The organism is Pantoea phyllosphaerae, from assembly GCF_051025595.1.
GTDB lineage: Bacteria > Pseudomonadota > Gammaproteobacteria > Enterobacterales > Enterobacteriaceae > Pantoea.
In genome coordinates this window covers 74,632-101,281 of sequence record NZ_JBPFDE010000006.1, presented here as the reverse complement: position 1 = coordinate 101,281, position 26,650 = coordinate 74,632, and the positions used below count along the sequence as shown (strand labels likewise).

Annotated in this window: 25 protein-coding genes; 8 read left to right on the top strand and 17 right to left on the bottom strand. The window is 58.0% G+C overall.

The genetic code is table 11. The features are described 5' to 3' along the window. The first annotated feature begins 188 nt into the window (after nt 1–188). A complete protein-coding gene (locus ACR6A7_RS10255) occupies nt 189–1,208 on the top strand; it encodes a LacI family DNA-binding transcriptional regulator (protein WP_434124766.1) in 1,020 nt (339 codons plus the stop codon). On the opposite strand, the gene ACR6A7_RS10250 is transcribed toward ACR6A7_RS10255, so the two are convergent. Continuing rightward, complete coding sequence (locus tag ACR6A7_RS10250; protein WP_434124765.1) at nt 1,186–1,992, bottom strand: hypothetical protein; 807 nt, start codon at nt 1,990–1,992, stop codon at nt 1,186–1,188. The two genes, ACR6A7_RS10255 and ACR6A7_RS10250, sit on opposite strands and share 23 nt — an antisense overlap. 1 nt (nt 1,993) lies before the next feature. After that, entirely contained in the window at nt 1,994–2,191 is a 198-nt protein-coding gene (locus ACR6A7_RS10245) for a hypothetical protein (RefSeq protein ID WP_033753308.1), read from the bottom strand. Between the two features lie 965 nt (nt 2,192–3,156). Here ACR6A7_RS10245 and ACR6A7_RS10240 point away from each other — a divergent pair. Beyond that, on the top strand, nt 3,157–4,233 hold the full coding sequence (locus ACR6A7_RS10240) for a type I restriction endonuclease (protein WP_434124764.1): 1,077 nt from the start codon (nt 3,157–3,159) through the stop codon (nt 4,231–4,233). 48 nt (nt 4,234–4,281) lie between these two features. On the opposite strand, the gene ACR6A7_RS10235 is transcribed toward ACR6A7_RS10240, so the two are convergent. Further along, complete coding sequence (locus ACR6A7_RS10235; protein WP_434124763.1) at nt 4,282–5,466, bottom strand: BaiN/RdsA family NAD(P)/FAD-dependent oxidoreductase; 1,185 nt, start codon at nt 5,464–5,466, stop codon at nt 4,282–4,284. 241 nt (nt 5,467–5,707) lie between these two features. Here ACR6A7_RS10235 and pitA point away from each other — a divergent pair, with 241 nt between their 5' ends. Continuing rightward, a complete protein-coding gene (gene pitA / locus ACR6A7_RS10230; protein WP_434124762.1) occupies nt 5,708–7,210 on the top strand; it encodes an inorganic phosphate transporter PitA in 1,503 nt (500 codons plus the stop codon). A 46-nt stretch (nt 7,211–7,256) separates the two neighbouring features. On the opposite strand, the gene uspB is transcribed toward pitA, so the two are convergent. After that, nucleotides 7,257–7,592 (bottom strand): universal stress protein UspB, encoded by a 336-nt coding sequence (uspB, locus tag ACR6A7_RS10225; RefSeq protein WP_033753315.1) that lies wholly within the window; start codon nt 7,590–7,592, stop codon nt 7,257–7,259. A gap of 425 nt (nt 7,593–8,017) precedes the next feature. Between uspB and uspA the strand changes: the two genes are divergently transcribed. Together uspA and ACR6A7_RS10215 are read left to right on the top strand one after the other, a co-directional pair. Then, nucleotides 8,018–8,455, top strand: a complete 438-nt coding sequence (gene uspA, locus ACR6A7_RS10220; RefSeq protein WP_033753318.1) for a universal stress protein UspA — start codon at nt 8,018–8,020, stop codon at nt 8,453–8,455. Between the two features lie 399 nt (nt 8,456–8,854). Further along, nucleotides 8,855–9,100 carry a hypothetical protein gene (locus ACR6A7_RS10215; RefSeq protein WP_434124761.1) on the top strand — a complete coding sequence of 82 codons (246 nt, stop codon included), beginning with the start codon at nt 8,855–8,857 and terminating at the stop codon, nt 9,098–9,100. Nucleotides 9,101–9,211: 111 nt separating this feature from the next. Here the strand turns inward: ACR6A7_RS10215 and rsmJ are convergent, their stop codons facing one another. Further along, nucleotides 9,212–9,970: a 16S rRNA (guanine(1516)-N(2))-methyltransferase RsmJ gene (gene rsmJ / locus ACR6A7_RS10210; RefSeq protein WP_434124760.1), complete on the bottom strand. Its 759-nt coding sequence runs from the start codon at nt 9,968–9,970 to the stop codon at nt 9,212–9,214. A gap of 8 nt (nt 9,971–9,978) precedes the next feature. Further along, nucleotides 9,979–12,021, bottom strand: coding sequence for an oligopeptidase A (gene prlC / locus ACR6A7_RS10205; RefSeq protein ID WP_434124759.1), 2,043 nt, complete (start codon nt 12,019–12,021; stop codon nt 9,979–9,981). Nucleotides 12,022–12,244: 223 nt separating this feature from the next. Here prlC and ACR6A7_RS10200 point away from each other — a divergent pair, with 223 nt between their 5' ends. Further along, entirely contained in the window at nt 12,245–13,087 is an 843-nt protein-coding gene (locus ACR6A7_RS10200) for a 23S rRNA (adenine(2030)-N(6))-methyltransferase RlmJ (RefSeq protein ID WP_434124758.1), read from the top strand. Nucleotide 13,088: 1 nt separating this feature from the next. Here the strand turns inward: ACR6A7_RS10200 and rnz are convergent, their stop codons facing one another. Next, nucleotides 13,089–14,000, bottom strand: coding sequence for a ribonuclease Z (rnz, locus tag ACR6A7_RS10195; protein WP_434124757.1), 912 nt, complete (start codon nt 13,998–14,000; stop codon nt 13,089–13,091). Between the two features lie 123 nt (nt 14,001–14,123). Between rnz and gorA the strand changes: the two genes are divergently transcribed. Next, the gene (gene gorA, locus ACR6A7_RS10190) at nt 14,124–15,476 is read left to right on the top strand and encodes a glutathione-disulfide reductase (RefSeq protein WP_434124756.1); all 1,353 of its coding nucleotides are present in this window, start codon (nt 14,124–14,126) and stop codon (nt 15,474–15,476) included. Between the two features lie 62 nt (nt 15,477–15,538). On the opposite strand, the gene ACR6A7_RS10185 is transcribed toward gorA, so the two are convergent. The 7 genes from ACR6A7_RS10185 to ACR6A7_RS10155 form a co-directional block, all read right to left on the bottom strand. Then, a complete protein-coding gene (locus ACR6A7_RS10185) occupies nt 15,539–15,727 on the bottom strand; it encodes an Rpn/YhgA-type helix-turn-helix domain-containing protein (RefSeq protein ID WP_434124755.1) in 189 nt (62 codons plus the stop codon). Nucleotides 15,728–15,793: 66 nt separating this feature from the next. After that, entirely contained in the window at nt 15,794–16,705 is a 912-nt protein-coding gene (locus tag ACR6A7_RS10180) for an Rpn family recombination-promoting nuclease/putative transposase (RefSeq protein WP_434124754.1), read from the bottom strand. Between the two features lie 142 nt (nt 16,706–16,847). Next, entirely contained in the window at nt 16,848–17,489 is a 642-nt protein-coding gene (locus ACR6A7_RS10175; RefSeq protein WP_033753334.1) for a hydrolase, read from the bottom strand. Between the two features lie 227 nt (nt 17,490–17,716). After that, a complete protein-coding gene (locus ACR6A7_RS10170; protein ID WP_434124753.1) occupies nt 17,717–18,613 on the bottom strand; it encodes an alpha/beta hydrolase in 897 nt (298 codons plus the stop codon). A 166-nt stretch (nt 18,614–18,779) separates the two neighbouring features. Beyond that, entirely contained in the window at nt 18,780–19,130 is a 351-nt protein-coding gene (locus tag ACR6A7_RS10165; protein ID WP_434124752.1) for a hypothetical protein, read from the bottom strand. A gap of 29 nt (nt 19,131–19,159) precedes the next feature. After that, nucleotides 19,160–20,509 carry a cation:proton antiporter gene (locus ACR6A7_RS10160; RefSeq protein ID WP_434124751.1) on the bottom strand — a complete coding sequence of 450 codons (1,350 nt, stop codon included), beginning with the start codon at nt 20,507–20,509 and terminating at the stop codon, nt 19,160–19,162. Nucleotides 20,510–20,568: 59 nt separating this feature from the next. After that, nucleotides 20,569–21,777 carry an MFS transporter gene (locus tag ACR6A7_RS10155; protein ID WP_434124750.1) on the bottom strand — a complete coding sequence of 403 codons (1,209 nt, stop codon included), beginning with the start codon at nt 21,775–21,777 and terminating at the stop codon, nt 20,569–20,571. A 95-nt stretch (nt 21,778–21,872) separates the two neighbouring features. Here ACR6A7_RS10155 and ACR6A7_RS10150 point away from each other — a divergent pair, with 95 nt between their 5' ends. Next, entirely contained in the window at nt 21,873–22,814 is a 942-nt protein-coding gene (locus tag ACR6A7_RS10150) for a LysR family transcriptional regulator (protein WP_434124749.1), read from the top strand. Between the two features lie 23 nt (nt 22,815–22,837). Here ACR6A7_RS10150 and ACR6A7_RS10145 read toward each other — a convergent pair whose 3' ends face one another. From ACR6A7_RS10145 to kdpC, 3 genes are read right to left on the bottom strand one after another with little or no spacing between them, the layout of a single operon-like run. After that, complete coding sequence (locus ACR6A7_RS10145) at nt 22,838–23,341, bottom strand: TIGR00645 family protein (protein ID WP_033753356.1); 504 nt, start codon at nt 23,339–23,341, stop codon at nt 22,838–22,840. 54 nt (nt 23,342–23,395) lie between these two features. Further along, nucleotides 23,396–26,068: a two-component system sensor histidine kinase KdpD gene (gene kdpD / locus ACR6A7_RS10140; protein WP_434124748.1), complete on the bottom strand. Its 2,673-nt coding sequence runs from the start codon at nt 26,066–26,068 to the stop codon at nt 23,396–23,398. 8 nt (nt 26,069–26,076) lie between these two features. Then, nucleotides 26,077–26,640 carry a potassium-transporting ATPase subunit KdpC gene (kdpC, locus tag ACR6A7_RS10135; protein WP_434124747.1) on the bottom strand — a complete coding sequence of 188 codons (564 nt, stop codon included), beginning with the start codon at nt 26,638–26,640 and terminating at the stop codon, nt 26,077–26,079. Nucleotides 26,641–26,650: the final 10 nt, after the last annotated feature.

Sequence of the window (26,650 nt, the reverse complement as noted above, 5' to 3'; positions counted from 1 at the left end):
CTGCATTTTTCGCCAGAATTAACATGCGTTAACTGCGACATAAAATTTCATTAAATCAGGCTAGCGCAACGGTTAGCACACTTATTAAAATAGCGATCCTGTTTAACAGACGCCAGCCGGTAAAACGGCGCCCGTGTAAAGTACGCAGCGGTAACGGCATGACAAATAACGTTATGCCTGGAGTAATAATGAAAAAACTCACCCTTGAGATGGTGGCAAAAATAGCGGGCGTCGGCATCGCAACCGTTGATCGGGTATTAAACGAACGCGGCGGTGTATCCCCGGAGACGACGCGCAAGGTATTAAAAGCGGCGCGCGATATTGGCCTTAAGCGATTACTGCCGGAGGAGTATCGTCATCCCTGGCAGGTAGAGGTGTTTCTCAGCAATAACGGCTCCTCGTTTTTCCAGCAGCTGGTGCGCTATTTTGGCGAGGCGGCGGGCGAACTGGGCTATCGGCGTATTACGCTGCACAAAACGCTGGTCGCGGAGTCACAGCCGGACAAGCTGGCGCAAAGCATTATCGCCCGCAGCAGCACCCGCGATGGCATCATCGTTTTCGGCCATGACTACCCGCCCATCTATCGCGCGCTGGCGCTGTGCCGCAGCCGCGGCGTGCCGGTTATCACCATCGTAACCGACCTGCCCGACGCGGATCGCCTCTGTCACGTCGGCATCGATCAATACCAGGCCGGTCGCACCGCGGGTTTGCTGATGAGCAAGATCGTACATCAGCCGGGCGATATTGTGATGGTGAGCGGCCGCTTCGATTACTGGGCGCACCGTCAGCGTATCGCGGGGTTTCGCGAGGTCATGATGCAGCGCGCGCCGCAGCGTCATCTGCGCGAAGTGCTGTTCGGCCTCGATCAGCGCGACACCATCCGCACGCTGCTGGACCAGAGTCTGTCGCAGTCGCAGCATGTAGCGGGCCTGTATAACACCGGGATGGGCAACAGCGAAGTGAGCGAAACGCTGCGCGCCCATCAGCTTCTTGGTCAGTGCGGCTATATTACCCACGAGCTTTATTCAATTACGCGTCAGCTGCTGCGTCATGATGAGCTGGACTTTGCGCTGGATCAGAACGCGCAGCAGCACGCGCGTCTGGCGATCGAGCTGCTGCTGCGTCATCTGGAGAGCGGCTATCAGCCCGATATCTATCAAGACGGCAACGTCGCCCTGCGGCTGTTTACGGCGGAGAATGTGGCGTAAAGGAGCCTTCAATCTCCATCGGCACGCCGTCGTGATGCGTCATCGCCAGCGAACTGGCGCTGGCCGGGTCAAATAGCGACAGACTCTCTATCTGGTCCACCATCAGCACTTTACGGAACGCCATGGCGTTTTTCGGTTCGGAAGTGAGCGTAATGCCGTGCTCGGCATACCAGCGGCTGTAGTTATGTTCAATCGACATGCTGAGCGTTTTGCTGTCGCGATAGCCGCTGAGCATAGGAATAATCACGATGTTCGCGGTGTTCTCATACTCAAAGGTGGCGGCATGCACCATACCGATATAGATGCGGCGCGACTTAAGCGTGATCCACGCCAGCTCGCCCTCTTGCATGCACTGGTAAAGCAGCTGCTCAACGCCGTTGGATTTAGAGAGCTGCTGATAGAGATCCTGCCGTCCGCTACTGTTAAGACGCGCACTTTCCGACCAGTTAGAGCGATACATGCAGAACAGCACCGCGAAGGCGAGCATCACCACGACCGGCGCCTGGATGCCAAGAAAGCTCCAGTTCATAAACTCCATCTGCCAGCGTAGATGCTCGCCGGGTATTATCTGCAGCGCATTGGCCAGACTGGAAACAAGCAGCAACAGCAGCCAGACGATAGCCGTCGCTAACATCCCTTGCAGTACGAAGATACAGCCGTAGAGCGCCACCAGGAAATAGACATCCCAGCCGATACTGCGCCGGACCTTGAACCGACTGGAGAGATCGCGGCTGGTGTACCAGTAGCCGCAGACCATAAGCACCATGAATATCGCCGTACCCATCTTAAACTCCTTTTAGCGTTTCGACGTGGCGGGCGAAATCCTCATGCACTTCCTCACTCAGCACGTTTACCGAAGCGTTGCCGTCCTCATCAATGATGATGCGCTCGCCGTCGGCGATGGATTCATTCAGATCCTGACGTGACATGCCTCTGATAAAGCTCTCGGGGCTGGAAAACAGGGAACGCATAAAGGTGAGCATTGGGGGCGGATCTCCTTTGTGGTAAATCAGAAGTATGAAATCGGGGCGGCAAACGCGCCAGGCGGATTAGTCTAAAAGTGTTGCGAGTCAGCTAATTAGCGAAGCGGCAGAAGGAGAGCAAGCCGGTAAAGTGATAGGAAATTTTATTTTTTATCCCAAGCCTGTTTATAGCAAGAAGCAATGTAAGGCGTAAGAAAACAGTCTTTTCGAAGAATATTACATTTATGAATGGATAGGATGCTCACCTTCAACCCATCAACCTTACATTTCCTATCCATTTGATTTAACAAGCAAAAGATAATTAAACACGTTAAGTATTGTTGACTACTATTGAATTGATTTAGAGGAAATTTAATAAATTACAAAGCGCATAATAAACATGACACTAATTCTGTTAATTCACTCTCATATAACATTTATCTTGTTCAAAAAAGTTAAAAATTCAATTCATTTTTTTCGTAAAAGCTGCGCCCTCGTAAAAAAATGTAACTTCAGCAAAAAAAAGATAACAAGAATTGTTAAAACTGAACAAAATCAAAATATTTTCATAAATTTGAAGCAATCATTTCTAAATCCCAACTGCTAGATTTTGACATAAAAAGGATAAAACCCCACAAAGAAAAAACACACAATATTAAATGCTAGCATTAGAATTGTTACAATATTAAATATGGGTAGCTATTTATAATCATGACTTAACACATAAAAATTAAAAGTCTTACGTAAGGTGACAGCCTTTATTTACTTAACTTGTTGTATTTTATTGAATTTAACAAAATCACACAGAATTGACAAACAGAAATAATTCAATTAAAAATAAGCAATAACGATTGCTGACTTACGGTGCGTCTTTTTTATGGATGATCACACTCTATTATGCGATTTTTAACTTACTTGGTGTTAACTGTATAAAAAAGAAAGTTCCTTTAAAAATCAAATGCACTCATCACAACAAATGGTGAATTATGGATATCATTGAAAATCTTAGCGCGCTTGCAAAAAAAATCAGGCAACAATCCTCTGTTATTAAAACAGAGGAAGCGACTAAAAGTGCTTTTGTTATGCCTTTCATAAATCAGGTACTGGGTTATGATGTTTTTGATCCGACAGAGGTTATACCCGAATTTGTTTGCGATGTAGGAACAAAAAAGGGCGAAAAAATTGATTATGCCATTTTAAAAAATGGAGACATCCAAATACTTATCGAATGTAAAAAAATAGGCGAGCCACTTAACATTAACCATGCATCGCAGCTATTTCGCTATTTCCACGTAACAAACGCGCGCATTTCTATTTTAACAAACGGTCAAACTTATAAATTTTTTACCGATCTTGACGCGCCAAATAAAATGGATGAAAAGCCGTTCCTTGAGTTAGATTTGCTGGATATTGATGAACATCTGGTACCAGAATTGGTAAAGCTAACTAAAAGCGCATTTGATGTTGAATCAATTGTTAATGCAGCAGGCGAACTAAAATATATCAGTCAAATAAAAAAACTCATATCAATACAGTTTAATAATCCTGAAGAAGAGTTCGTTCGACTTTTCGCATCGAAAGTTTATGAAGGAATGATGACTCAAAAGGTTAAAGAACTATTTTTAAACCTTACCAAGAAAGCGGCAACCCAGTGGTTAAACGATCAAGTAAATGAAAGACTTAAATCAGCGATAAGCGGCACATCCATTCAAAGCACAACTGACATTAACACCTCAAACCTACCGTCTGTAGAAGAGGATAAAGAAAGTACTTTAATTGTTACCACTGAAAAAGAGATTGAAGGATTTCATATTGTTAAAGCAATCATAAGGAAGATAATTGAGCCAGACCGAATTAACTACCGCGATACACAAAGCTATTTTGGAATTTTAGTTGACGATAATAATCGCAAACCTGTTTGTCGCCTTCACTTCAACCGAAGCCAGCTATACATAGGCATTTTCGATATCGATAAAAAAGAAACACGCCATCCCATAGCCAACCTTAATGATATCTATAATTTTACTGATTCGTTAAGAGCAACAGCAAAAAATTATGTTTAATCAAGTTTATCAAGGCCAAATATATTTTTGGCCTCCTTCATTCAAATCTTACAGCGCCTGCGCGCACGCCCAGGCTGAACTCCATGCCCACTGGAAGTTATAGCCGCCCAGCCAGCCGGTCACATCCACCACCTCGCCGATAAAATAGAGTCCCGGTACGTCGCGGGCTTCCATCGTCTTCGACGAGAGCAGCGTGGTATCAACGCCGCCCAGCGTCACCTCGGCGGTGCGATAGCCTTCTGTGCCGTTGGGCTGCACGCGCCACTGGTGCAGCGTCTGCGCCAGTTCGGCCTGCTGCTTGCCGTTAAGCTGCTTCAGCGTGACGTCCGGCACCTGCCCCAGCTCCTGCAACACCTCTACCAGCCGTTTCGGCAGCAGCTTCGCCAGGCTATTTTTCAGGCTCAGATTGGGATGCGCCTGGCGCTGCGCATTGATGAATTCTTCTATCGAGGTGGCGGGCGACAGGTTAACGGTAACCTGCTCGCCCGGCTGCCAGTAGCTGGAAATTTGCAGCACCGCCGGACCAGACAGGCCGCGGTGGGTGAAGAGCATCGCCTCTTTGAACAGGGTGCCGTCCTGCGCCTCAATGGTGGTATCGAGCGCCACGCCGGAGAGCGTCTGTAGCCGCTCCAGCAGCGGCTTATGCAGGGTAAAAGGCACCAGGGCGGCGCGGGTCGGATATACCTTTAGACCGAACTGCTCGGCAACCTTATAGCCGAACGGCGTGGCGCCCAGGCCCGGCATCGAGAGACCGCCGCTGGCGATCACCAGCTTTTCCGCCTGCACCGTCGCGCCGTTGAGCTGCAGCGTATAGCCCGACGCTTCGCGCGCCACGCTCAGCACTTCGCTGCGCAGGCGCAGCGTCACCTTGCCCTTTTCACACTCCGCCGTCAGCATATCGACAATCTGCGCCGCCGAGTCGTCGCAGAACAGCTGCCCCAGCGTCTTTTCGTGATACGCAATGTTATGACGGTTAACCAGATCGATAAAATCCCAATGGGTGTAGCGCGCCAGCGCGGACTTGCAGAAGTGGGGATTGTGCGACAGATAGGCGGTCGGATCGGTATACATATTGGTGAAGTTGCAGCGCCCGCCGCCTGACATCAGGATCTTGCGCCCGGGCTTTTTGCCGTTATCCAGCAACAGCACGCGTCGGCCTCGCTGCCCGGCCTGCGCCGCGCAAAACAGTCCCGCCGCGCCGGCACCGATAATAATAACGTCAAACTTTTCCACTGCCTTTGTCCCGCCTGTTTTCAGAGGCGCTGATTGTAGAGGTCTGCTCTGCATGACGCCAGCGTCAAAAAATTGTCGTAATTATGTCATAATGTAACCAGTTCATTTTACGGCACTTTTAGGCGAAACCGGGCAGCTTGATACATTCTCAAGTCAAAACAAGGCTATATTTTGCTTTCCCATACCCTGCGTTGTCGCAGATAATGCGCCGCGCTCATGTCCTCAAAATGGCGTAATCTGTATGCTACATTTGTTCGCTGGTCTTGACCTCAGTACCGGCCTGTTATTGGTTCTTGCCCTGCTGTTTGTATTGTTCTATGAAGCAATCAACGGCTTTCACGACACGGCCAACGCAGTTGCCACGGTGATCTATACCCGCGCAATGCGCGCGCAGCTTGCTGTGGTGATGGCGGGCGTATTTAACTTCCTTGGCGTTCTGCTGGGTGGCTTAAGCGTCGCTTACGCTATCGTGCATATGCTTCCTACCGACCTGCTATTAAATGTTGGCTCTGCGCACGGGCTGGCGATGGTCTTTTCCATGCTGCTGGCAGCGATTATCTGGAACCTCGGCACCTGGTATCTCGGTCTGCCGGCCTCCAGTTCGCACACGCTGATTGGCGCCATCATCGGCATCGGCCTGACCAATGCGCTGATGACCGGCACCTCGGTAATCGACGCGCTGAACATCCCTAAAGTCATCAATATCTTTCTGTCGCTGATTCTGTCGCCGATTGTCGGTCTGATCATCGCAGGCAGCCTGATTTTCCTGCTGCGTCGCTACTGGAGCAGCACCAAAAAGCGCGCACGCATCCATATGACGCCCGCTGACCGCGAAAAAATCGACGGCAAGAAAAAGCCGCCGTTCTGGACGCGTATCGCTCTGATCGTGTCGGCAATCGGCGTCAGCTACTCGCACGGCGCTAACGATGGTCAGAAAGGCATCGGCCTGATTATGCTGGTGCTGATTGGCGTCGCGCCGGCAGGTTTCGTGGTCAATATGAACGCCAGCGGCTACGACATCACGCGCACGCGCGACGCGGTCAATCACCTCGAACAATATTATCAGCAGCACAGCGAGGCGCTGACGCACATCGTTCAGATGGCGCCGCCTGCCCTGCCGACGCCGGAAGAGACGGCGTCCGGCCCGAAAGAGTTCCACTGCGACAGCGCCCGTGCGCTGCAGGCGGTGCAGCGCGCACAGGGCCTGCTGAATACCAATCTGCAAAGCTACGAGCAGCTTAGCGTCGAGCAGCGCAGTCAGATGCGTCGTCTGCTGCTGTGCATCGCCGATACCGCCGACAAGGCGGCCAAGCTGCCGGAAACCAGCGCCGACGATAAACGCTTCCTCGGCAAGCTGAAAACCGATCTGCTGGGCACCATCGAGTATGCGCCTGTATGGATCATCATGGCAGTCGCGCTGGCGCTGGGCATCGGCACCATGATCGGCTGGCGCCGCGTCGCCACCACCATCGGCGAGAAGATTGGTAAAAAAGGCATGACCTACGCGCAGGGTATGTCGGCGCAGGTTACCGCGGCGGTTTCCATCGGTATCGCCAGCTATACGGGCATGCCGGTTTCGACCACGCATATTCTGTCGTCGTCAGTCGCGGGTACCATGCTGGTAGACGGCGGCGGGCTACAGAGCCGCACCATCAAGAATATCGCCATGGCGTGGGTCTTTACGCTGCCGGTCTGTATTGTGCTGTCAGGCAGCCTCTACTGGCTGGCGCTGAAGCTGGTATAAGCCACGCACAAAAATCAAGGGCGACGCAGGTCGCCCTTTTTTATTGCTAGTGCCAGATCGCCAGACAAATCAGGCTGAGGATCACTAACCCGCACAAGGCGCTGGTTAAGATGAACTGACCGCGCACCCGCTCGCAGCGACGAATAAACTCCTCGTCATGATGGTCGAGATAACGTTTTGCCCAGATATAACGCACCAGCCGCACCTGCTTGCTCGGCTGACCGTGCGAGGTAAAAAAGCCAGCCCCGTCGACATACTGATAGAGTAAGGGATCGCAGCCTCGCAGCACCGCCAGCAGCGCGCGCAAAGAAGAAAAGTAGCGCGCCATATTCACAATACACACCACACAAAGAGCCCAGAAAAGCGCGATAGTGCTGATCATATTTCCCTCCCAGCTGGAGCCGCGGAGACGGAATGGAGCGCGGCTGCGCTTCATGCTCCACGGGAAAAGCCGACCACTGAATGACCTGAACAGATCTCTGTTTTTTAGCAAGCTTACGCGGTCGGCACCTGAGAAGTCCCACCGTTAATTTGTAGTGTAGGAGAAGTTTTAAACTCTTTTCCAGCGATGATTTTCGTTCGCCGCGAGCGAAAAAGGCGCTAAGCCTTGATCTTATTCACAACCGAAGCGCGTACAGCAGCATTTGTTAACCGTCGCCGCTATACTAAAGACATAACAACTATCTGTCGGGAACGCCGACAGGGCAACTGGTGACACATATCGCCCGTTCGCGTAAAGGATTGCGCAGGCAATGACGCGAGAGGAAGACAGGTCGCCATCCTGAATCTTGTGAAAGGAGTTATATCATGGCTTATAAACATATCCTGATTGCGGTAGACCTTTCTCCCGAAAGCCAGCTGCTGGTGGATAAAGCCGTCTCGCTGGCGCGCCCCTATGACGCCAAAATTTCGCTGATTCACGTCGACGTGAACTACTCCGATCTCTACACCGGCCTGATTGACGTCAATCTGGGCGATATGCAGAAGCGTATCTCGGAAGAGACCCACACCGCGCTGCGTGGGCTGTCGGATGCGGCAGGCTACCCGATTAGCGAGACCCTGAGCGGCAGCGGCGATCTCGGCCAGGTGCTGGTCGATGCGATTAAAAAATATGATGTGGATTTAGTGGTGTGCGGCCACCATCAGGATTTCTGGAGCAAGCTGATGTCGTCGGCGCGCCAGCTGATTAACACCGTGCATATTGATATGCTGATTGTTCCGCTGCGCGACGCAGAAGACGAATAACTGCTGCGAAAAAAGCCGGCGCGAGTCGGCTTTTTTTAGCCGTTGAGCCAACGCTTCCCCTGCGCTATATCCGCTTTTATCGTTTCCCTTTCGCCTCTCATGACGTAAAAGTCTGCCTTTTTAAGGCGCTCAGCGCCGCCAAAACCCCTGTTCTGTTTCATTGCCAGAACGTTCAGCCGCCACTAGCCTCCAGCCAGAAAGCCCTCGTTATTTTCATGACAACATCAGCCCGCTATTAATAGCCGCCTGGTTAATTGACGATGTGTGGCAGGCGGGCGATTATCAATATTTTACTATATGCAAAATAGCGGACGCTTATTATATTCAATCTGCTTTGGCTGCTGCATAAGCGGCAGTTCGGGCATAATTAAATGGCTTAACCACTTGATAAGGATATTGATGATGAGAGAAATTAACCAGAATGAAATTGCTGCGGTAAGCGGTGCAGGCCTGAATGAATTTATTGGAAACGTCAATGAAGCGCTGACCCAGGTGTCGACTTTGCTCGACAGCACGGTAAAAACGCTAACGGAAACCGCCGATATTGGTCGGGAAATTGGCCTTTCTTATAAAGCTTTTGGCCTGAGCGTTGCAAAAGGTTTCCTCGCCTCTTTTTCAAGCTTCCTGACCAAACTGGCGTCCTGATTTAATTTCAAAACTGCAGCGCACCTGAAATTAAATAAAATTAAGCTCAACCGCTAAACGCGTGCCCGATGCTGTATCAGGCACGCTTTTTTATTTAGGGCAATCTGAGCTTTATATTTGCCGGTCGAGCGGCGGATAAATATCGAAGCGATGACTTTTAGTCACCACCGCCGACTGCGTTGCGACCCCCGCCAGCGGCGGCGCATAGTCGGGGCGCTTCACCACGATACGCTTCTTTGCCAGACGGCGCGCCGGCGCCAGCAGCGCATCGGCATCCTCGTCAGCACCGACCAGCGACTGAAACACCCGCATCTCTTTTTTCACCATCGCGCTCTTCTGCCGGTGGGGATACATCGGATCGAGATAGACCACGTCCGGCGCAGGCGTAATCTCGCCGAGCGCCTGCGCGCTGGGCGCATGGATCAGGGTCAGCCGCTCGCGCAGCCAGCCGCCAATCTCCGCATCCTGATAGCCGCGCTGCAGGCCATCATCCAGCAGCGCCGCCACGACCGGATGACGCTCCAGCATGCGCACGCGGCAGCCAATCGCCGCCAGCACGAAGGCATCGCGCCCTAAACCGGCGGTCGCATCTACCACGTCCGGCAGATAACCACTCTTCACGCCAACCGCTTTTGCCACCGCCTCGCCGCGTCCGCCGCCAAAGCGGCGACGGTGCGCCATCGCGCCAGAGACGAAGTCGACAAAAATGCCGCCCAGCTTCGGCTCGTCACGCTTGCGCAGTTCAAGATGCGTCGGCGTCTGCACCAGCGCCAGTACGCAGCCTTCGTCATGCTCCAGCTGCCAGCGCTGCGCCAGATGCGACAAGGCGCCGTCTCCGGCGCCCGATTCATCAATCAAACAGATCTTCACTGCAGCCGTTATCCCTTGATGCCGTAATGGTCCAGCATCGCATCCAGCTGCGGCTCGCGGCCGCGGAAGCGTTTGAACAGCTCCATTGGCTCTTCCGAACCGCCGCGCGTCAGGATGTTGTCGAGGAACGACTGACCGGTCTGGCGGTTAAAGATGCCCTCTTCCTCGAAGCGCGAATAGGCGTCTGCCGCCAGCACGTCTGCCCAAAGATAGCTGTAGTAGCCCGCCGCATAGCCGCCTGCGAAGATATGGCTAAAGGCGTGCGGGAAACGGCCCCATTCCGGGCTCGGCACCACCGCCACTCGCTTTTTCACTTCGCGCAGGGTTTCGAGGATCTGTGCGCCTTTCGCCGGATCGAACTCGGCGTGCAGGCGGAAATCGAACAGGCCGAACTCCAGCTGGCGCAGGATAAACAGCGCCGCCTGGTAGTTCTTCGCCGCCAGCATTTTGTCGAGCAGCGCTTCCGGCAGCGGTTCGCCGGTTTCATAGTGGCCGGAAATAAAGGCCAGCGCCTCGGGCTCCCAGCACCAGTTCTCCATAAACTGGCTCGGCAGTTCGACCGCATCCCAAGGCACGCCGCTGATGCCGGAAACGCCCGGGGTTTCGATGCGCGTCAGCATATGATGCAGACCGTGACCGAATTCGTGGAACAGCGTGGTGACTTCGTCGTGAGTAAACAGCGCGGGCTTGCCGTTCACCGGACGGTTGAAGTTGCAGGTGAGATAAGCGACCGGCTTCTGCAGCGTGCCGTCGGCTTTGCGCATCTGGCCGACGCAGTCATCCATCCAGGCACCGCCGCGCTTGTGCTCACGCGCGTAGAGGTCGAGATAGAAGCTGCCGCGCAGTTCGCCGCTCTCATCGAACAGATCGAAGAAGCGCACGTCAGGATGGTAAACATCGACGTCGGTACGCTCTTTGGCGGTGATGCCGTAAATGCGTTTAACCACCTCAAACAGGCCGTTAACGGCGCGCGCTTCCGGAAAGTAAGGGCGCAGCTGTTCGTCGCTGATGGTGTAGAGATGCTGCTTCTGTTTTTCGCCGTAGTAGGTGAGATCCCACGGATTCAGTTCGCTGACGCCGTACTCTTTTTCAGCGAAGGCGCGCAGCTGCGCCAGCTCTTTTTCCGCCTGCGGACGGGCACGTTCCGCCAGATCGTTCAGGAAGTCGAGCACCTGCGACGGGTTTTCCGCCATCTTGGTCGCCAGCGATTTGTCGGCGTAGGAGTCGAAGCCCAGCAGCTGCGCCAGCTCGTGACGCAGCGCCAGCTCTTCCGCCATGATCGGGCCGTTGTCCCATTTACCGGCGTTCGGCCCCTGATCGGAGGCGCGCGTCGAATAGGCGCGGTACATCTCTTCGCGCAGTGCGGCGTTGTCGCAGTAGGTCATCACCGGCAGATAGCTTGGAATATCCAGCGTCAGCAGCCAGCCTTCCTGATTTTTGGCTTCGGCCTGCGCTTTCGCCGCTGCCAGCGCGCTTTCCGGCATGCCGGAGAGTTCGCTTTCGTCAGCGATCAGTTTGCTCCAGCCCATGGTTGCGTCCAGCACGTTGTTACTGTAGACGGAGCCCAGCTCAGAAAGACGCGCGGCAATCTCGCCGTAACGCTGCTGCTTCTCTTTATCGAGGCCAATGCCGGAGAGCTCAAAATCGCGCAGCGCATTATCGACCGCTTTCTGCTGCGCCACGTCGAGCGCGGCGAAGCTCTCGCCCTCTTTCAGATCGCGATAGGCCTGGTAGAGCCCTTCATGCTGGCCAACCCAGGTGCTGTATTCGGAAAGCAGCGGCAGCGTCTGCTCATAGGCCTGACGCAGCTCCGGGCTGTTTTTCACCGAGTTAAGATGGCTGACCGGCGAGAAAATGCGGCCGAGACGGTCGTCGACCTCAGCCAGCGGCTGCACCAGGTTATCCCAGGTGTAGGGCGCGCCCTGCGCCACCACCTTCTCCACCGCCGCGCGACATTCGTTCAGCGCCTCGGTCACGGCAGGCACCACATGCTCAGGCTGAATGGCGGAGAAAGGCGGCAGCGTAAAAGGCTGGAGTAATGGATTGGTCATAGCGCAGTCCTTGTTCAATGTATGGGGCGCGCGAGGCGCGCAACGCAATCTTACTAACATGCGGTTAAGTGTAGCGAAAATCAATGCCAGCCAGGCTGCGCCGCGAAGAAACGTGTCGGGCAGGCAGGTGACGGAGAATCGGCCAGCATTTTTTGCCTTCAGCAGGTATAATCCCGCTTACTTGCAGTACGCCTTTTTACGCCAACGCGGAATCCCCACTGTTATGCTGAGCTATCGCCACAGTTTTCACGCCGGCAACCATGCCGACGTGCTGAAACACACCGTACAGAGCCTGATCATCAGCGCGCTGAAAGAGAAAGAAAAGCCGTTCCTCTACCTCGACAGCCATGCCGGCGCAGGCCGTTATCTGCTGAGCGGCGAGCACGCCGAGCGAACCGGCGAGTATCTGGAAGGCATCGCCCGCATCTGGCAGCAGCCGGACGCGCCGGAGCTGCTGAAGCCCTACTTCAACGCGATTCGCGACCTGAACCCCAACGGCACGCTGCGCTACTATCCTGGCTCGCCGCTGATCGCGCGCCACCTGCTGCGCGCAGAGGATAAGCTGCAGCTTACCGAACTGCACTCCAGCGACTACCCGCTGCTGCGCGGCGAGTTTCTGAAAGACAGCCGCGCCCGCGTCGAGCGCGCCGACGGCTACCAGCAGCTGAAGGCGAAACTGCCGCCGCCGACCCGCCGCGGCCTGATCCTGATCGATCCTCCCTACGAGCTGAAAAGCGATTATCAGGCGGTGGTAAAGGCGATCCATGAGGGCCACAAGCGCTTCGCCACCGGCGTTTATGCGCTCTGGTATCCGGTGGTGCTGCGTCAACAGATCAAGCATATGCTGCGCGATCTCGAGGCGACCGGCATCCGTAATATTCTGCAGATCGAGCTGGCGGTGCGTCCGGACAGCGATCAGCGCGGCATGACCGCATCGGGCATGATCGTCGTCAACCCGCCGTGGAAGCTGGCGCAGCAGATGAACGAGCTGCTGCCCTGGCTGCACCAGAAGCTGGTGCCTGCCGGAACCGGCCACGCCACCGTGACACAGCTGGTGCCGGAATAAGCTACAGCGTAAACACCGCCAGATCCTGTGCCAGCTCGGTATTCGGAAATATTGAGCGGCACTCCTCCAGCAAACGCGGCATGTCGCGCGGCAGATAGCGCGAGCTGAAATGTGTGGCGATCAGGCGCTTTGCACCCGCCTCTTTCGCCACCTGCGCCGCCTGTAGCGTCGTGGAGTGGCCGCGCCCGTTGGCCTTCTCCTGCAGGGCCGCCTCCAGCGTTGCTTCATGCACCATCAGATCGACATCGGCCGCCAGCTGCAGCGCCATCGGCGTCGGCGCGGTATCGCCGAAAATCGCCAGGGTTTTGCCTCGGGTCGCCGGACCGAGATAGTCCGCGCCGTTGATCACCCGTCCATCCTCCAGCGTGACGCGCTCTCCCGCTTTTAGCTGCTGATACCACGGCCCGCGCGGCACCCCCTCTTCTTTCAGGCGAGCGGCATCGAGAAAGCCCGGCTTATCGTGCTGCTCGATGCGGTAGCCGAAGCAGGTCAGCGGATGCACCAGCGGCCAGGCGCTGACGCGGAATTCACCGTCGTCGAGCACCGGCCCCGCTTCAATCTCGACGATTTCCAGCGGGTAGTCGGTATAGGAGCCGCTGAGCGACAGCGCGGTGTCGACAAAGCGCCGGATGCCTTCAGGTCCGTAAATGGTCAGCGGCTCGGTAATGCCGCCCATGGAGCGACTGGTGAGCAGACCGGGCAGGCCGAAAATATGATCGCCGTGCAGATGAGTAATAAAGATTTTGTTCATGCGCCCTGGTCTGAGCGGCGAACGCATATACTGAAGCTGCGTCCCTTCGCCACAGTCGAAGAGCCAGGTGTCGCCGCGCGGCGAATAGGTAAAAGCAATGGAGGTGACGTTGCGTTGCAGGCTGGGCGCGCCGCCGCCGGTGCCAAGAAATGTAAGCTGCATGCTATGCTTCCCTGTCAGTGAGAGGAGAATTCAACCCTATTACAATCATAGGCGCAATCTTTGCGCCGTCTCGCCTCTCAGCGTTACAATCCCGACCAACTCTTGCAACCGGATGGACACACCATGACACGACATTATGACTACCTCGCCATTGGCGGCGGCAGCGGCGGCATCGCTTCGATTAACCGTGCTGCCATGTATGGCCAGAAGTGCGCTCTGATTGAAGCCAAAGAGCTGGGCGGCACCTGCGTGAATGTGGGTTGTGTTCCGAAAAAAGTGATGTGGCACGCGGCGCAGATCGCCGAGGCGATCCATCTCTACGGTCCGGATTACGGCTTCGATACCACGGTAAACCACTTCGACTGGAAGACGCTGGTAAAAAACCGCAGCGCCTATATCGATCGCATTCACACCTCGTACGATAACGTACTGGGCAAAAACAGCGTCGACGTCATCAAGGGCTTCGCCCGTTTTGTCGACGCCCATACCGTGGAAGTGAACGGCGAGCGCATTACCGCCGACCATATTCTGATCGCCACCGGCGGCCGTCCGAGCCATCCCGACGTGCCAGGCGCGGAATACGGCATCGACTCTGACGGCTTCTTCGAACTGGACGCGCTGCCAAAGCGTACCGCGGTCATCGGTGCGGGCTATATCGCCGTCGAGCTGGCGGGCGTGGTTAACGCGCTGGGTTCCGAAACGCATCTGTTCGTGCGCAAGCACGCGCCGCTGCGCAGCTTCGATCCGCTGATCACCGACACGCTGGTGGAAGTGATGAACGCCGAAGGCCCGACGCTGCACACCCACGCCGTGCCGAAAGCGGTTGTGAAGAACGCCGACGGTAGCCTGACGCTGCAGCTGGAAGACGGGCGCGAGCAGACCGTCGACTGCCTGGTGTGGGCCATCGGCCGCGAACCGGCGACTGACAACCTGAACCTGGCGGTGACCGGCGTGGCGCTGAATGAAAAAGGCTATATCAAGGTCGATAAGTATCAGAATACCAACGTCGACGGTCTCTATGCGGTCGGCGACAATACCGGCGCGGTCGAGCTGACGCCGGTCGCGGTCGCGGCGGGTCGTCGTCTTTCAGAGCGCCTGTTCAATAATAAACCTGACGAGCATCTCGATTACAGCAACGTGCCGACGGTGGTGTTCAGCCATCCGCCAATCGGCACCGTTGGCCTGACTGAACCGCAGGCGCGCGAGCAGTATGGCGACGATCAGGTGAAGGTCTATAAATCTTCATTTACTGCCATGTATACCGCCGTTACGCAGCACCGCCAGCCGTGCCGCATGAAGCTGGTCTGCGTTGGCGCAGAGGAGAAGATCGTCGGTATTCACGGCATTGGTTCCGGCATGGACGAGATGCTGCAGGGCTTTGCGGTGGCGTTAAAGATGGGCGCGACGAAGAAAGATTTCGACAATACCGTGGCGATCCATCCGACGGCGGCGGAAGAGTTTGTGACAATGCGCTGATTCAGCGCGGAGAGAGGGGCCAGCGGATGCTGGCCCTAAGCGTAGTGGCGAAACGTTATTTATCAGGCTGGCTGAATGCGGTTCAGCTCTTCTTCCGTCAGCCCGGTGGCCTGCATAATCGTCTCGCGCGGCATGTTCATTTTCAGCAGGCTGCGCGCAACTTCCATTTTCCCTTCAAGCTTGCCTTCGAGCTTGCCTTCAAGCTCACCTGCTTTGCGGCCTTCTTGCCTGAGCTGTTCTGCAATGGTCATCAGTGCGTCCTCCTGTTGCGGTATCCGCTGTGCCAGGCGGGCAAAGGTGCAGCATCTGTGGTGATATCAGGCTGACTGGGCGCGATTCAGCTCCTCTTCAGTCAACCCCGTAGCCTGCAAAATTGCCTCACGTGTCAGCTTCATTTTTAGCAAGCTGCGCGCCACCTCCATTTTCCCTTCGAGCTTACCTTTAAGCTCACCTTCTTTGCGGCCTTCCTGCCTGAGCTGTTCTGCAATGGTCATCAGTGCGTCCTCCTGTTGCGGTATCCGCTGAGCCAGTTCGCGGACAAAGGCGCTGGCGTCTGCGGTTTCGCCTGCCTGAACAATATAGTGTACCAGCGATATTATCTGTGATGAAGAGAGCCAGCCCGCCAGCAAAACTGACGCCAGTCTGTCCATCACCTCCGACAAATCGCGCTGATGGATATGTTTTTGCAGCAGGGTAAGCGCGGCCATGCTGCGATGCTCGGCTATCTCATCGTCAGCGATAACAGTAACGTCTACCAGCGGAAAAGGATTGCTATAAACCTTTTCCGCCAGCGTCGGATCGCTGAACGCATCCAGCCAGCGGGTAGAGAACGGATACGGGCTGCGCTTACCGGCGTAAAACAGCAGCGGAACCACCAGCGGCAGTCTCTTGTGCCCTGCATCAAGGTGACGTTTCATCGCAGCCACCGCATAGCGCAGCAGCCGAAACGCCATATGCCTGTCCGGCGTCGACTGATGCTCAATAAGGACATGCACGTAGCTGTCATCACCGCTGGTGGTTTTCAGGCTGTAGAGCACATCGCTGAAGTACGGACGCAGGTCATCCTCAACAAACGAGCCGGACTCCAGCTTCAGCGTACTCAGGTCGCATATAGCGCGTAGCGTCGCCGGAAGATGAAGCTCCATAAAATCGCGCGCAACATCTGGCTGGCTGAGAAACTGCCGGAAGGTAGCATCGTGCGGGGTCGGCGTACTGTTTTTCTTCTTCATCTTTCCTGACTCTGAAAAAAACATCTCCAGAGCCTGACACAGCTGAAAAACAGTGTCATTAGCGAGACCGGTAAGTCACAGATAATAAAGGGCAAAGGCCCAATGCTGAACCTTCGCCCAATCGTTATTTATGCTGTAAAAATCAGGCCTGACGCGCCGGCGCTTTATGCACCATGGTGTAGGCGTAATCGACGCCCATGCCATATGCGCCGCTGTGTTCGCGCACCAGATCCATCACCGCGTCATAGGTCTCTTTACGTGACCAGTCGCGCTGGTACTCAAGCAGCACCTGCTGCCAGGTGACCGGGATGGCGCCAGCCTGCACCATACGCTGCACCGAGCGCTCATGAGCGTCGACGCTGGTGCCGCCAGAGGTGTCCGTCACCACATAGACTTCATAGCCCTCTTTCATGGCCATCAGCGCCGGGAACGTCAGACAAACTTCCGTCCAGAGCGCAGAGATAATCAGCTTCTTGCGTCCGGTTTTCTCTACGGCCTCAACGAATTTCGCATCTTCCCAGGAGTTCATCGAGGTACGTTCAATCGGCTTCGACTCTGGATGGACCGCCAGCAGTTCCGGCCAGATATAGCCGCTAAAGCTTTCGGTTTCGACCGAGGTGTAAATCACCGGCACGTTAAAGATTTTTCCGGCCTTGGCCAGGGCGACGGTATTATTTTTAAGCTGCTGGCGATCGATATTTGCCACGCCGAAAGACATCTGCGGCTGGTGGTCGATAAAAATCAGGGTCGAGTTTTGCGGGTCCAGCAGGTCGAATTTAGACATGATCTTATTCCTCTCAAGGGTTTGCGATGTTGTGTTTCCGTTGAGATGAACTTTACGCAGGCGGGCTGTTAAGAGATAACGGAAAGAATTTTACAAGTTATTAAAATTTATTTTAGAGAGTTGATAGAAAAGGTTTTTTCTCAGCCTTTTGGAAAAATCGGCATCGGGAAAGCGGCATAAACACGTTGGCGGCGAAGGAGACAATCAGCCGCCGGATACTGGCCCGATCAGCTGAGGCGGTCGAGCCAGCGCGCGTAGGCCTGATCCCACAGGGCGGCAGGCGTACCCGCCTTGCCAAGGCCGAAGCCGTGGCCGCCGCGGCTGATCTCAATCAGCTCCACCGGCACGCGGTTGCGTCGGCAGGTATCGCGCATCAGCTCAGTGTTATACGGATTAGAGACGGGGTCATCCTCCGCCTGCGCCAGAAAGGTAGGCGGATAGCTGCGCGTCACATAGTTCTGCACCGACCAGTTCGCCTCTTCTGCCGGCGTCGCGCCGTTGCCCACCAGAATGCGGTGCGTGGTGGTATGGGTATAGGGCGCTTCCAGGGTAATCACCGGATAGATCAAACCGACGCTGTCGACTTTCGGCACCACCTGATCCAGCTCATCCTGCGGATCATAGGAGCGGAAATCTGGACGCGCCGCCGCCATGCCGAGCAGATGCCCGCCGGCGGAGAATCCCAGCACGTGCACTTTACGCTCCAGCGAACGCACCAGGCGAATGGCGCGCTGCGCATCCTGCAGCGGCGCGAGATGGCCCGCCTGCCACTTCTCTTCCGGCAGGCGATAGCTCAGCACATAGGCGGTATAGCCGTTGCTGTTGAGCCAGCGCGCCACCGGCCAGGCCTCGCGCCCCATGCCGATAAACTTATAGCCGCCGCCCGCCGCGATCAGCACCGCTTCGCCGTTGGGATTTTCCGGTTTAAACCGCTGGATGGTCGGGCTGACAATATTCGACCAGGAGCCGTATTTGTTAACGCGCAGCGGCCCAGACGGCCCGCCGCCGCCCGGCGGCTCGTCCGGCCACAGGGGAATGACCTCATCACGGGCAAAGAGTTTGCCTGCGGTCATGGAAAGAAGGAGGGCCCCGGAACCCAAAAGAAAGTGTCGACGCGTGATCATGATGCCCGTTGAGTCAATGCCAGTCGCTGATTCAGACGCGCCTGTCTATGGCGGCGCTGTTATTATGTGACGCATATCAATTGCTGGCGATTATGTACGCAATTCGGCACAAAATGCCACAAAAAAACGCGCCCTGAGGCGCGTTTGTGCAGCATAAGCAGGCGGCTTAATCTTCCTGCTGAAACTGCGTCATCACCGTTTGCTCGCAAAGCTGCTCGTCGGCGCGGAGTTTGCCGCGCTCATCTTCGCCCAGCTGCAGCCAGGCGTTCGCCACTTCGTTAGCAATATCTTCATCAAACTCCGGCTGATTCATGGCGCTGGAAGATTTGCTCATCGCGGTATAGCTCTTCATTTTCTGCACGTAAGCATCCGCTGTGCCGACCTGGGTCTCCCCGCTGACGATATGGCACAGCTTGCTAGCATAGACGTTCTCCTGCGGGATATTGGTGTCATCGTCAGCGGCCAGCGCAGCGGATGACGCCAGCATCCCCAGTAGAATCAATAACGGCTTTTTCATATTCACTCCTGTTTTAGTCGGGTGACGGTCTACTCATCGTTCTGCCGGGCGGAAAGGCGCGCCGAGCGCCAGTTCAGCAGCGGCGTGACCGTCACGCCATGAATGACAATGCTGCACACCACCAGGGTCAGCGCCATATCAACCATTGTTTCGGCCTGTTGTCCCGCCATGCCGTGTACCCAGGCGAAGGCGATGTAGTTAATACTGCCGATACCGCGAATTCCCAGCCAGCCGATCAGCAGACGGCGCACCGGCGGAATGCCGCAGCGCAGCGTCGTCAGCCAGACCGCCAGCGGGCGCACCACGATGAATAATGCCAGTCCCAGCAGGATGCCGTCGAGGTTCCAGTGGTGGGCCAGCGTCACGCCCAGCACCACCATCATCGCCGCCGCCAGCAGCCGCTCAATCGTATCACCAAACGAGAGCGCGTCGCTGACCACCAGCCCGACCGATTTCACCATCCCGCCGCTTTCACCCGCGTGCTCCAGGCGGTTGTTGGGATTGACCAGCGCCTCGGCGGGCAGCACCCGCTGCTCTTCGCTCAGCTCTTCCGGCGGGTAGGCTTTAAACACGCGCAGTTCGGCGCGACGCAGCCCGACACCGGCGGCAAAGGTCGCCAGAAAGCCAGACGCCCCGATGGTTTCGGCTGCCGCATAGCTCAGGGCAATCAGCGCCAGCGCGAGAAAATCATTGGGCGCCACGTCGCCGTGCGCGCTGCGCAGCCGCGTCGCCAGCAAACCCACAAGGCGGCCAAACAGAAAGCCGAGCGCCAAACCGGCGCCGATGCCCCAGATCACCTCAACCGCCGTCCAGTGTCCAATGCTGCTCCAGGTGAGGCTTTCGCCGTTAAACAGCAGCAGCGCCAGGACCAGCAGCGGCAGCGCCGATCCATCGTTCATGCCCGCTTCGCTGGAGAGCGCCACGCGCAGCGCATCGTCGTCGCGCGCGTCGTTAACGGAAATCAGGCTCGCCAGCACCGGGTCGGTCGGCGCGACAATCGCGCCGAACGCCAGCGCCAGCGGCCAGTCAAAGCCTACAAGCCAGTGCGCCAGCAGCGTCATACCGCCGACCGTCAGCAGCATTGCCGGAAAGGCGAGCCGCATACCGAGGCGCCAGCTGTGCGCGCGCAGCGGCAGGCGCAGCTTCAGCCCGGTGATAAACAGCGAGGCCGCCATGGTGATTTCAGTGATATGCGCGGCGGCTTCCGAATGTTTCAGAATATCGATCTGCACGACGTCGAACACCCAGGGTCCGCAGAGGATCCCGGCTAACAGGTAAAGCCCAAACGACGTCACCGGCCCGCGATGGATCCATCCCGACGCCAGCGACATTAATAACAGAAGGCAGCCGGTGGCCGCCATCCAGCCAAGAAAGTTCATAACGCTCCGTTTTCCCTGAAGATTATGTTTAATCCTGGCACAAGAGCGCAAAAGCGGGATCAGTTCTTCAGGTGCCGGCTCGCCAGGCGAAGCGCGAAACTGGCGGCGCCAGCCAGCGTGGCGAGGGTCACGACGCCGTTCCAGCCCCAGCGCGCCAGCGCCAGACTGCCCAGCGCGGCGCCGGTCGCCATGCCGATAAACACCACGGTAAACAGCAGCGCGTTAAGGCGACTGCGCGCTTCCGGCGCCAGGCTATAAACCAGCGTCTGGTGCGCCACCAGCGTGGCCTGCACGCCTAAGTCAAAGCCGATGGTGCTGAGCACAATCAGCGCCAGCTGGGCAGGGATCGGCAGCGCAGGCAGCAGGAACATCAGCGCGAAGGAGACGGTGACCAGTCCAGCGCCGACGATGGTGACGCGTGCCGGTCCGATACGGTCGGCGATGCTGCCCGCCAGCGGCGCGGCCATTGCGCCTGCCGCGCCTGCCAGGCCGAAGGCGCCAGCCACCGCGCTGTCGAGGTGGAAGCGGTCGCTGAGCATCAGCGCCAGCGTCGACCAGAAGGCGCTAAAGCCGACCGACAAGAGTCCCTGCGCCAGCGCCGCACGGCGCAGCGTCTGATGATGCTGCCAGAGATGCGCCAGCGACAGCAGCAGACGCGGGTAGCTGACCGAGGTGCCAGGCGTAAAGCGCGGCAGCGCGCGCCACAGCGCCAGGCTGATGAACAACACCATTGCCGCCGCCAGCCAGTACATGGCGCGCCAGCCGAAATACTCCGCCACCACGCCGCTCACTACGCGCGACAGCAGAATGCCCACCAGCAGGCCGGTCATCACCGTGCCAACCGTTTTGCCGCGGCTGCGCTCGGGCGCCAGCGTGGCGGAGGCGGGCACGATATCCTGCGCCACCGTCGCCGTCAGGCCGGTGGCGAAGCTGGCGATCAGCAGCGCATTCAGGCCGCCGGAGAAGCCACACAGCAGCAGCGCCGCGACCAGCAGCAGCCCCTTAATCAGGATAATGGCGCGGCGATCGTGACGGTCGCCCAGCGGCGCCAGCAGCAGAATGCCCAGCGCATAGCCCATCTGCGTCAGCATCGGCACCATACCGACCGCGCCGACGCCGACGTTAAACTGTTTGCCGATGATATCCAGCATCGGCTGGCTGTAGTAAATCGAGGCCACGCTCAACCCTGCGCCTGCGGCAAGGGTAAAGACCAGGGGACCGGGCAACCTTTCGACCGGGCTGGCCACAACGCTATTTATTGCTGACATGATCATCTTCTCCACGGGGGTATGGCGCTTAGTAAAGCGGAATGCCGCCATACGCGGTAGACTGGTAAAAGACAAAACTGTTATGCGTGGTACGTATGAACACCCTATCCAGTCCCGATCGCATCGAACTGATGCAGACATTTATCCGCATCGTGGAGAGCGGCAGCCTGTCGGCAGCGGCCGCGCAGCTCAACACGACGCAGCCCACCATCAGCCGTCGGCTGCAGGCGCTGGAGCAGCGGCTTGGGCTAAAGCTGATCATGCGCACCACCCACGCGCTCAAGCTGACCGACGACGGCGAGCGCTGCTACGCCCATGCGCGCCAGCTGCTGGCGACCTGGCACGCGCTGGAGGATGAGCTGACCCACGCCAACGACGAGCCGGTCGGCACGCTGCGGGTGCGCGCGCCGCACGCCTTTGGCCAGGATCAGCTGGTCGCACCGCTGGTGGAATACCTGATGCGCTACCCGCGCCTCAACGTCGAGTGGATGCTCAACGATCGCACGCCCGACTTTATCGCCGAGAATGTCGACTGCGCGATTCAGGTCGGCGCGCTGAACGATCCCGCTATCGTGGCGATTTTACTGGCGGAAGTGCCGCGCATCGTGGTGGCCTCGCCGGATCTGCTGGCGCGGCACGCGCCGGTTGACACCGTGGCGCAGCTGGCGACGCTGCCCTGGCTGGCGCTGACCAGCTTTTACCGCAATGAGATTGCGTTACAGCGGCTTGAAGACGGCCAGCCGGTCAATATGGCCATTGCGCCGCGCCTGAGCAGCGACAGCCTCTACGCGGTGCGCAAAGCGGCATTGATGGGCATGGGCGCGGCGATTATGTCGTCGTGGGTGGTGCAGGAGGATTTGGCGCGCGGCGAGCTGGTGCAGCTCACGCCTGAGTGGCAGGCGCCGCCGCTGCCGGTCTGGCTGACCTATCCCTGGGCGAGCTACTACCCGGCGCGATTGCAGAAGTTTTTCGAGATGGTGCGGGAAGTGATGCCCCGACTGACCGGCACGCGGCCAGCCGGGACGTTTAAGCGCTAAGAGGCGCAGCCGCCTCTTAGTCGTTATGCGGACTTCTTCTCGTTTTTCGACATATTGTCCAGCCAGCCCATTACAAAGGCGGACAGCACAAAGGTCAGATGGATAATCACATACCACATCAGCTTGTCGTTCGGCACGTTGCGCGCTTCCATAAACACGCGCAGCAGGTGGATTGAGGAGATGGCGACAATCGAGGCCGCGACTTTGTTTTTCAGCGAGCCGGAATCCATCTTGCCGAGCCAGCTCAGCTTCTCTTTATGGTCGTCGATATCGAGCTTAGAGACGAAGTTCTCATAGCCCGAGAGCATCACCATCACCAGCAGGCCGCCCACCAGCGTCATATCGACCAGCGACAGCAGCAGGAGGATCAGATCGTTTTCCGCAATGCTGAGAATATTGGGCAGCAGGTGAAAAATTTCTTCGAAGAATTTAATCGTCAGCGCCAGTAACCCCAGCGAAAGTCCAATGTAAACCGGAGCCAGCAGCCAGCGCGACGCATACATCAGGTTTTCGGTAAAACGTTCCATAATTTCCCACAGGTAATCAGACAGGTGAGGCAGTATAACCCATCCTCTGTGAAGTTATTTCAGCGCCTCTTCAGAAATTTCAGGCGCGGGCGGCAGCGGCAACGAGAGGCGAAAAGCCACGCCGCCCTCGCTGCGGTTCTCCGCCCAGATGCGTCCGCCGTGGCTTTCGACGATGGTTTTACAAATTGCCAGCCCCAGCCCGACGCCCGGCACCGACGACTCTTTATCGCCGCGCGCGAACTTGTCGAAGATACGCGTCAGGTCTTTGTCGGCGATGCCCGGCCCGTTGTCCCATACCGCCATCTCCAGCCGCTCGCCGTCGCGCCAGGCGCGAATGCCGCGCTGCGCGCCGTTGCCCGCGTATTTCAGGCTGTTCTCGATCAGGTTGGTCAGCACGCGCTCCAGCAGCGCGCTGTCGCCTTTGATCAACACCAGCTCCGACGGCAGGTCGAGCGTGACGCCGTGCCCTTGCAGCGACGGCGCCATGCTGCTCAGCGCGCCGCCGATCACTTCATCCAGCGCCAGCCACTCTTCGCGCAGGTTCAGTCCGCCCGACTGGATGCGCGCCATATCGAGCATATTGCTTACCAGCCGGATGGTGCTCAGCGTCTGCTCGCGGATCTGGTTCGCCTGCGTGACATACTTCGACTCTTCGCTGGCCAGGTCCAGCATCAGCATCTCCGCCTGGCCAAACAGCACGGTCAGGGGCGTGCGCAGGTCGTGCGACAGGGCAGAGAGCAGCGCGTTGCGCAGCTGCTCGCGCTCCGCCGACAGCCGCGACGCCGCCTCACTCTGCGACAGCGCCATGCGCTCCAGCGCGTTGGCAATCAGCACGGTAAAGGTCTCCACCAGCCGCTGCTGCTCCGGGATCATCAGCTGGCGCAGGTTCTGCGGCTCCACCACCAGCAGCCCGCGGCAGTGCGCGCCGCTCTTTAGCGGCAGGATCTGGTACGGCACGGCAGGCAGCGTATCGGTGCCCGCGCCGGCGGGCTGGCCTTTGCTGTAGCTCCATTTGGCGATGGCGCGGTCCGGCTCGCTGCCCGGCGTCGCCGCCCCCGTCGCCACCAGCTCGCCCTGCTCGTCCGGCAGCAGCAGCAGGCTGCGCGCCTGCAGCGTGACCTCGATAACGCGCTGCGCGGTAGCGGCGATATCTTCAGGCGTCAGCGCGCTGCCCAGCGACTTCGCCATCTCGTAGAGGTGACGCGCCCGCTGCTCGCGGTAGCGCGCCACGCGCGCCTGATAGCGCACGCCAGCGGTCAGGTTGCCGACAATCACCCCCACCGCCAGCATCACCGCGAAGGTCACCAGATACTGCAAATCGGAGACCGCCACCGTGCCGGTCGGCGCGACGAAAAAAAGGTCAAAGGCGAGAATATTCATCACCGTGGCGATCACCGACGGCCAGCGCCCGTAGCGCAGCGCGATAATCACCACCGCCAGCAGGTAGATCATCACGCCGTTGGCGGTATCGAAACCGGCCAGCAGCCAGCGCCCGGCGGCGGTCACGATAATGCAGAGCAGCAGCGCCATCAGCACGCCGCGCAGCGGCAGGCGCCAGCGGTCGCCGCCGACGCGCGCGTCCGCTAACGTCGAGGCCTCGGCGGCAGGCTCGTCGAGCGCCACCACCAGCAGATCGAGATCCGGCCCCAGCTTGCCGAGGCGCGTGGCGAAGCTGTCGCGATGCCAGCGCCGCAGCGGGCGACGGCCGGTGACGATTTTGCCCAGGTTATGTTCGCGCGCGTAGCGCAGCACCGCCTGCGCCTCGTCGGGATCGGAGAGCGTGGCGGTTTCGGCGCCCAGCTCCTGCGCCAGCTGCAGGGTTTTCAGAATGGCGCGCCGCCGCGCTTCCGGCAGCCGGTTCAGGCGCGGCGTCTCCACATAGACCGCGTGCCACTCGCTGCCGAGCCGCGCCGCCAGCCGCGCGGCGGTGCGCACCAGCTTTTCGCTGCCGGAGTCGTCGCCGATGCAGAGCAGAATGGCGTCGCGCGTGTGCCAGACGCGGTCGCGGCCCTGCTGGTCGCGCCAGGCGCGCATCTGATCGTCCACGCGGTCGGCAGTGCGCCGCAGCGCCAGCTCGCGCAGGGCGAACAGGTTGCCTTTGCGAAAGAAGTTTTCGATAGCGCGCTCGGCGCGATCGCCGACGTAAACCTTGCCCTCCTTCATGCGCTGGCGCAGATCGTCCGGCGGCAGATCCACCAGCACCACCTCATCGGCGCTGTCGAAAAAGGGATCGGGAACGGTTTCGCGCACGCGAATGCCGGTGATGCCGCCCACGACGTCGTTAAGGCTTTCAAGGTGCTGCACGTTGACGGTGGTGATCACGTCGATGCCCGCGTCCAGCAGCTCGTCAATATCCTGCCAGCGCTTGGGGTGGCGCGATCCCTGCACGTTGGTGTGCGCCAGCTCGTCCATCAGGATCACCGCCGGATGGCGCGCCAGCGCCGCGTCAAGGTCGAACTCGGCATGACGCGAGCGGCCGGTGGCGCGCCGCGGCAGCAGCGCCAGCCCGCGCAGCAGGCTGGCGGTCTCTTCCCGACCGTGCGTCTCTACTACGCCGATCAGCACGTCGAGCCCCTGCGCGCGCAGCCGCTGCGCCTCCTGCAGCATGGCGTAGGTTTTGCCTACGCCCGCGCAGGCGCCGAAGTAGATTTTCAGCTTGCCGCGATGGCTGTCGGCCTGCTGCAACAGCAGCGCGTCGGGATCGGGGCGTTCGCGTTCGTCGTTCATTACGTCCTTCAGGGTTGCGTCAGCGCATCCAGCGCCAGGTTAAGCCGCAGCACGTTGACGGTGGGATCGCCGCTAAAGGCGAGCAGCGGCCGCTCCGTGTTGGCATCGATTAACTCCTCGACCGCTTTCAGCGGCAGCTGACGCGCGGTGGCGACGCGCGGCGCCTGCCAGTGCGCGGCGGCGGGCGATATCGCCGGATCCAGGCCGCTGGCCGAGGCGGTCACCAAATCGACCGGCACCGCCTGCGGCGAGAGCGGATTGGCGGCACGCAGCGCGGCGACGCGTTCCGCCACCGCCTTGTCCAGCGCCGGATTGCTTGCCGCCAGGTTGCTGCCGCTCGACGCCAGCGGATTATAGGGCGCGTCGCCGGTCGCCGACGGCCGCCCCCAGAAATAGCCGGGTCGGGTAAAGTTCTGGCCGATCAGCGCCGAACCGCGCTCTTCGATCAGCGAGCCGTTGGCCTGGACCGGAAAAAGCCACTGGGCCAGGCCGGTAGTAAGTAAAGGATACCCCACGCCGGTGATCAGGGTGAGCAGCAGTAAAACTAACATTGCCGGACGTAACTGACTCATTTTTTTCTCC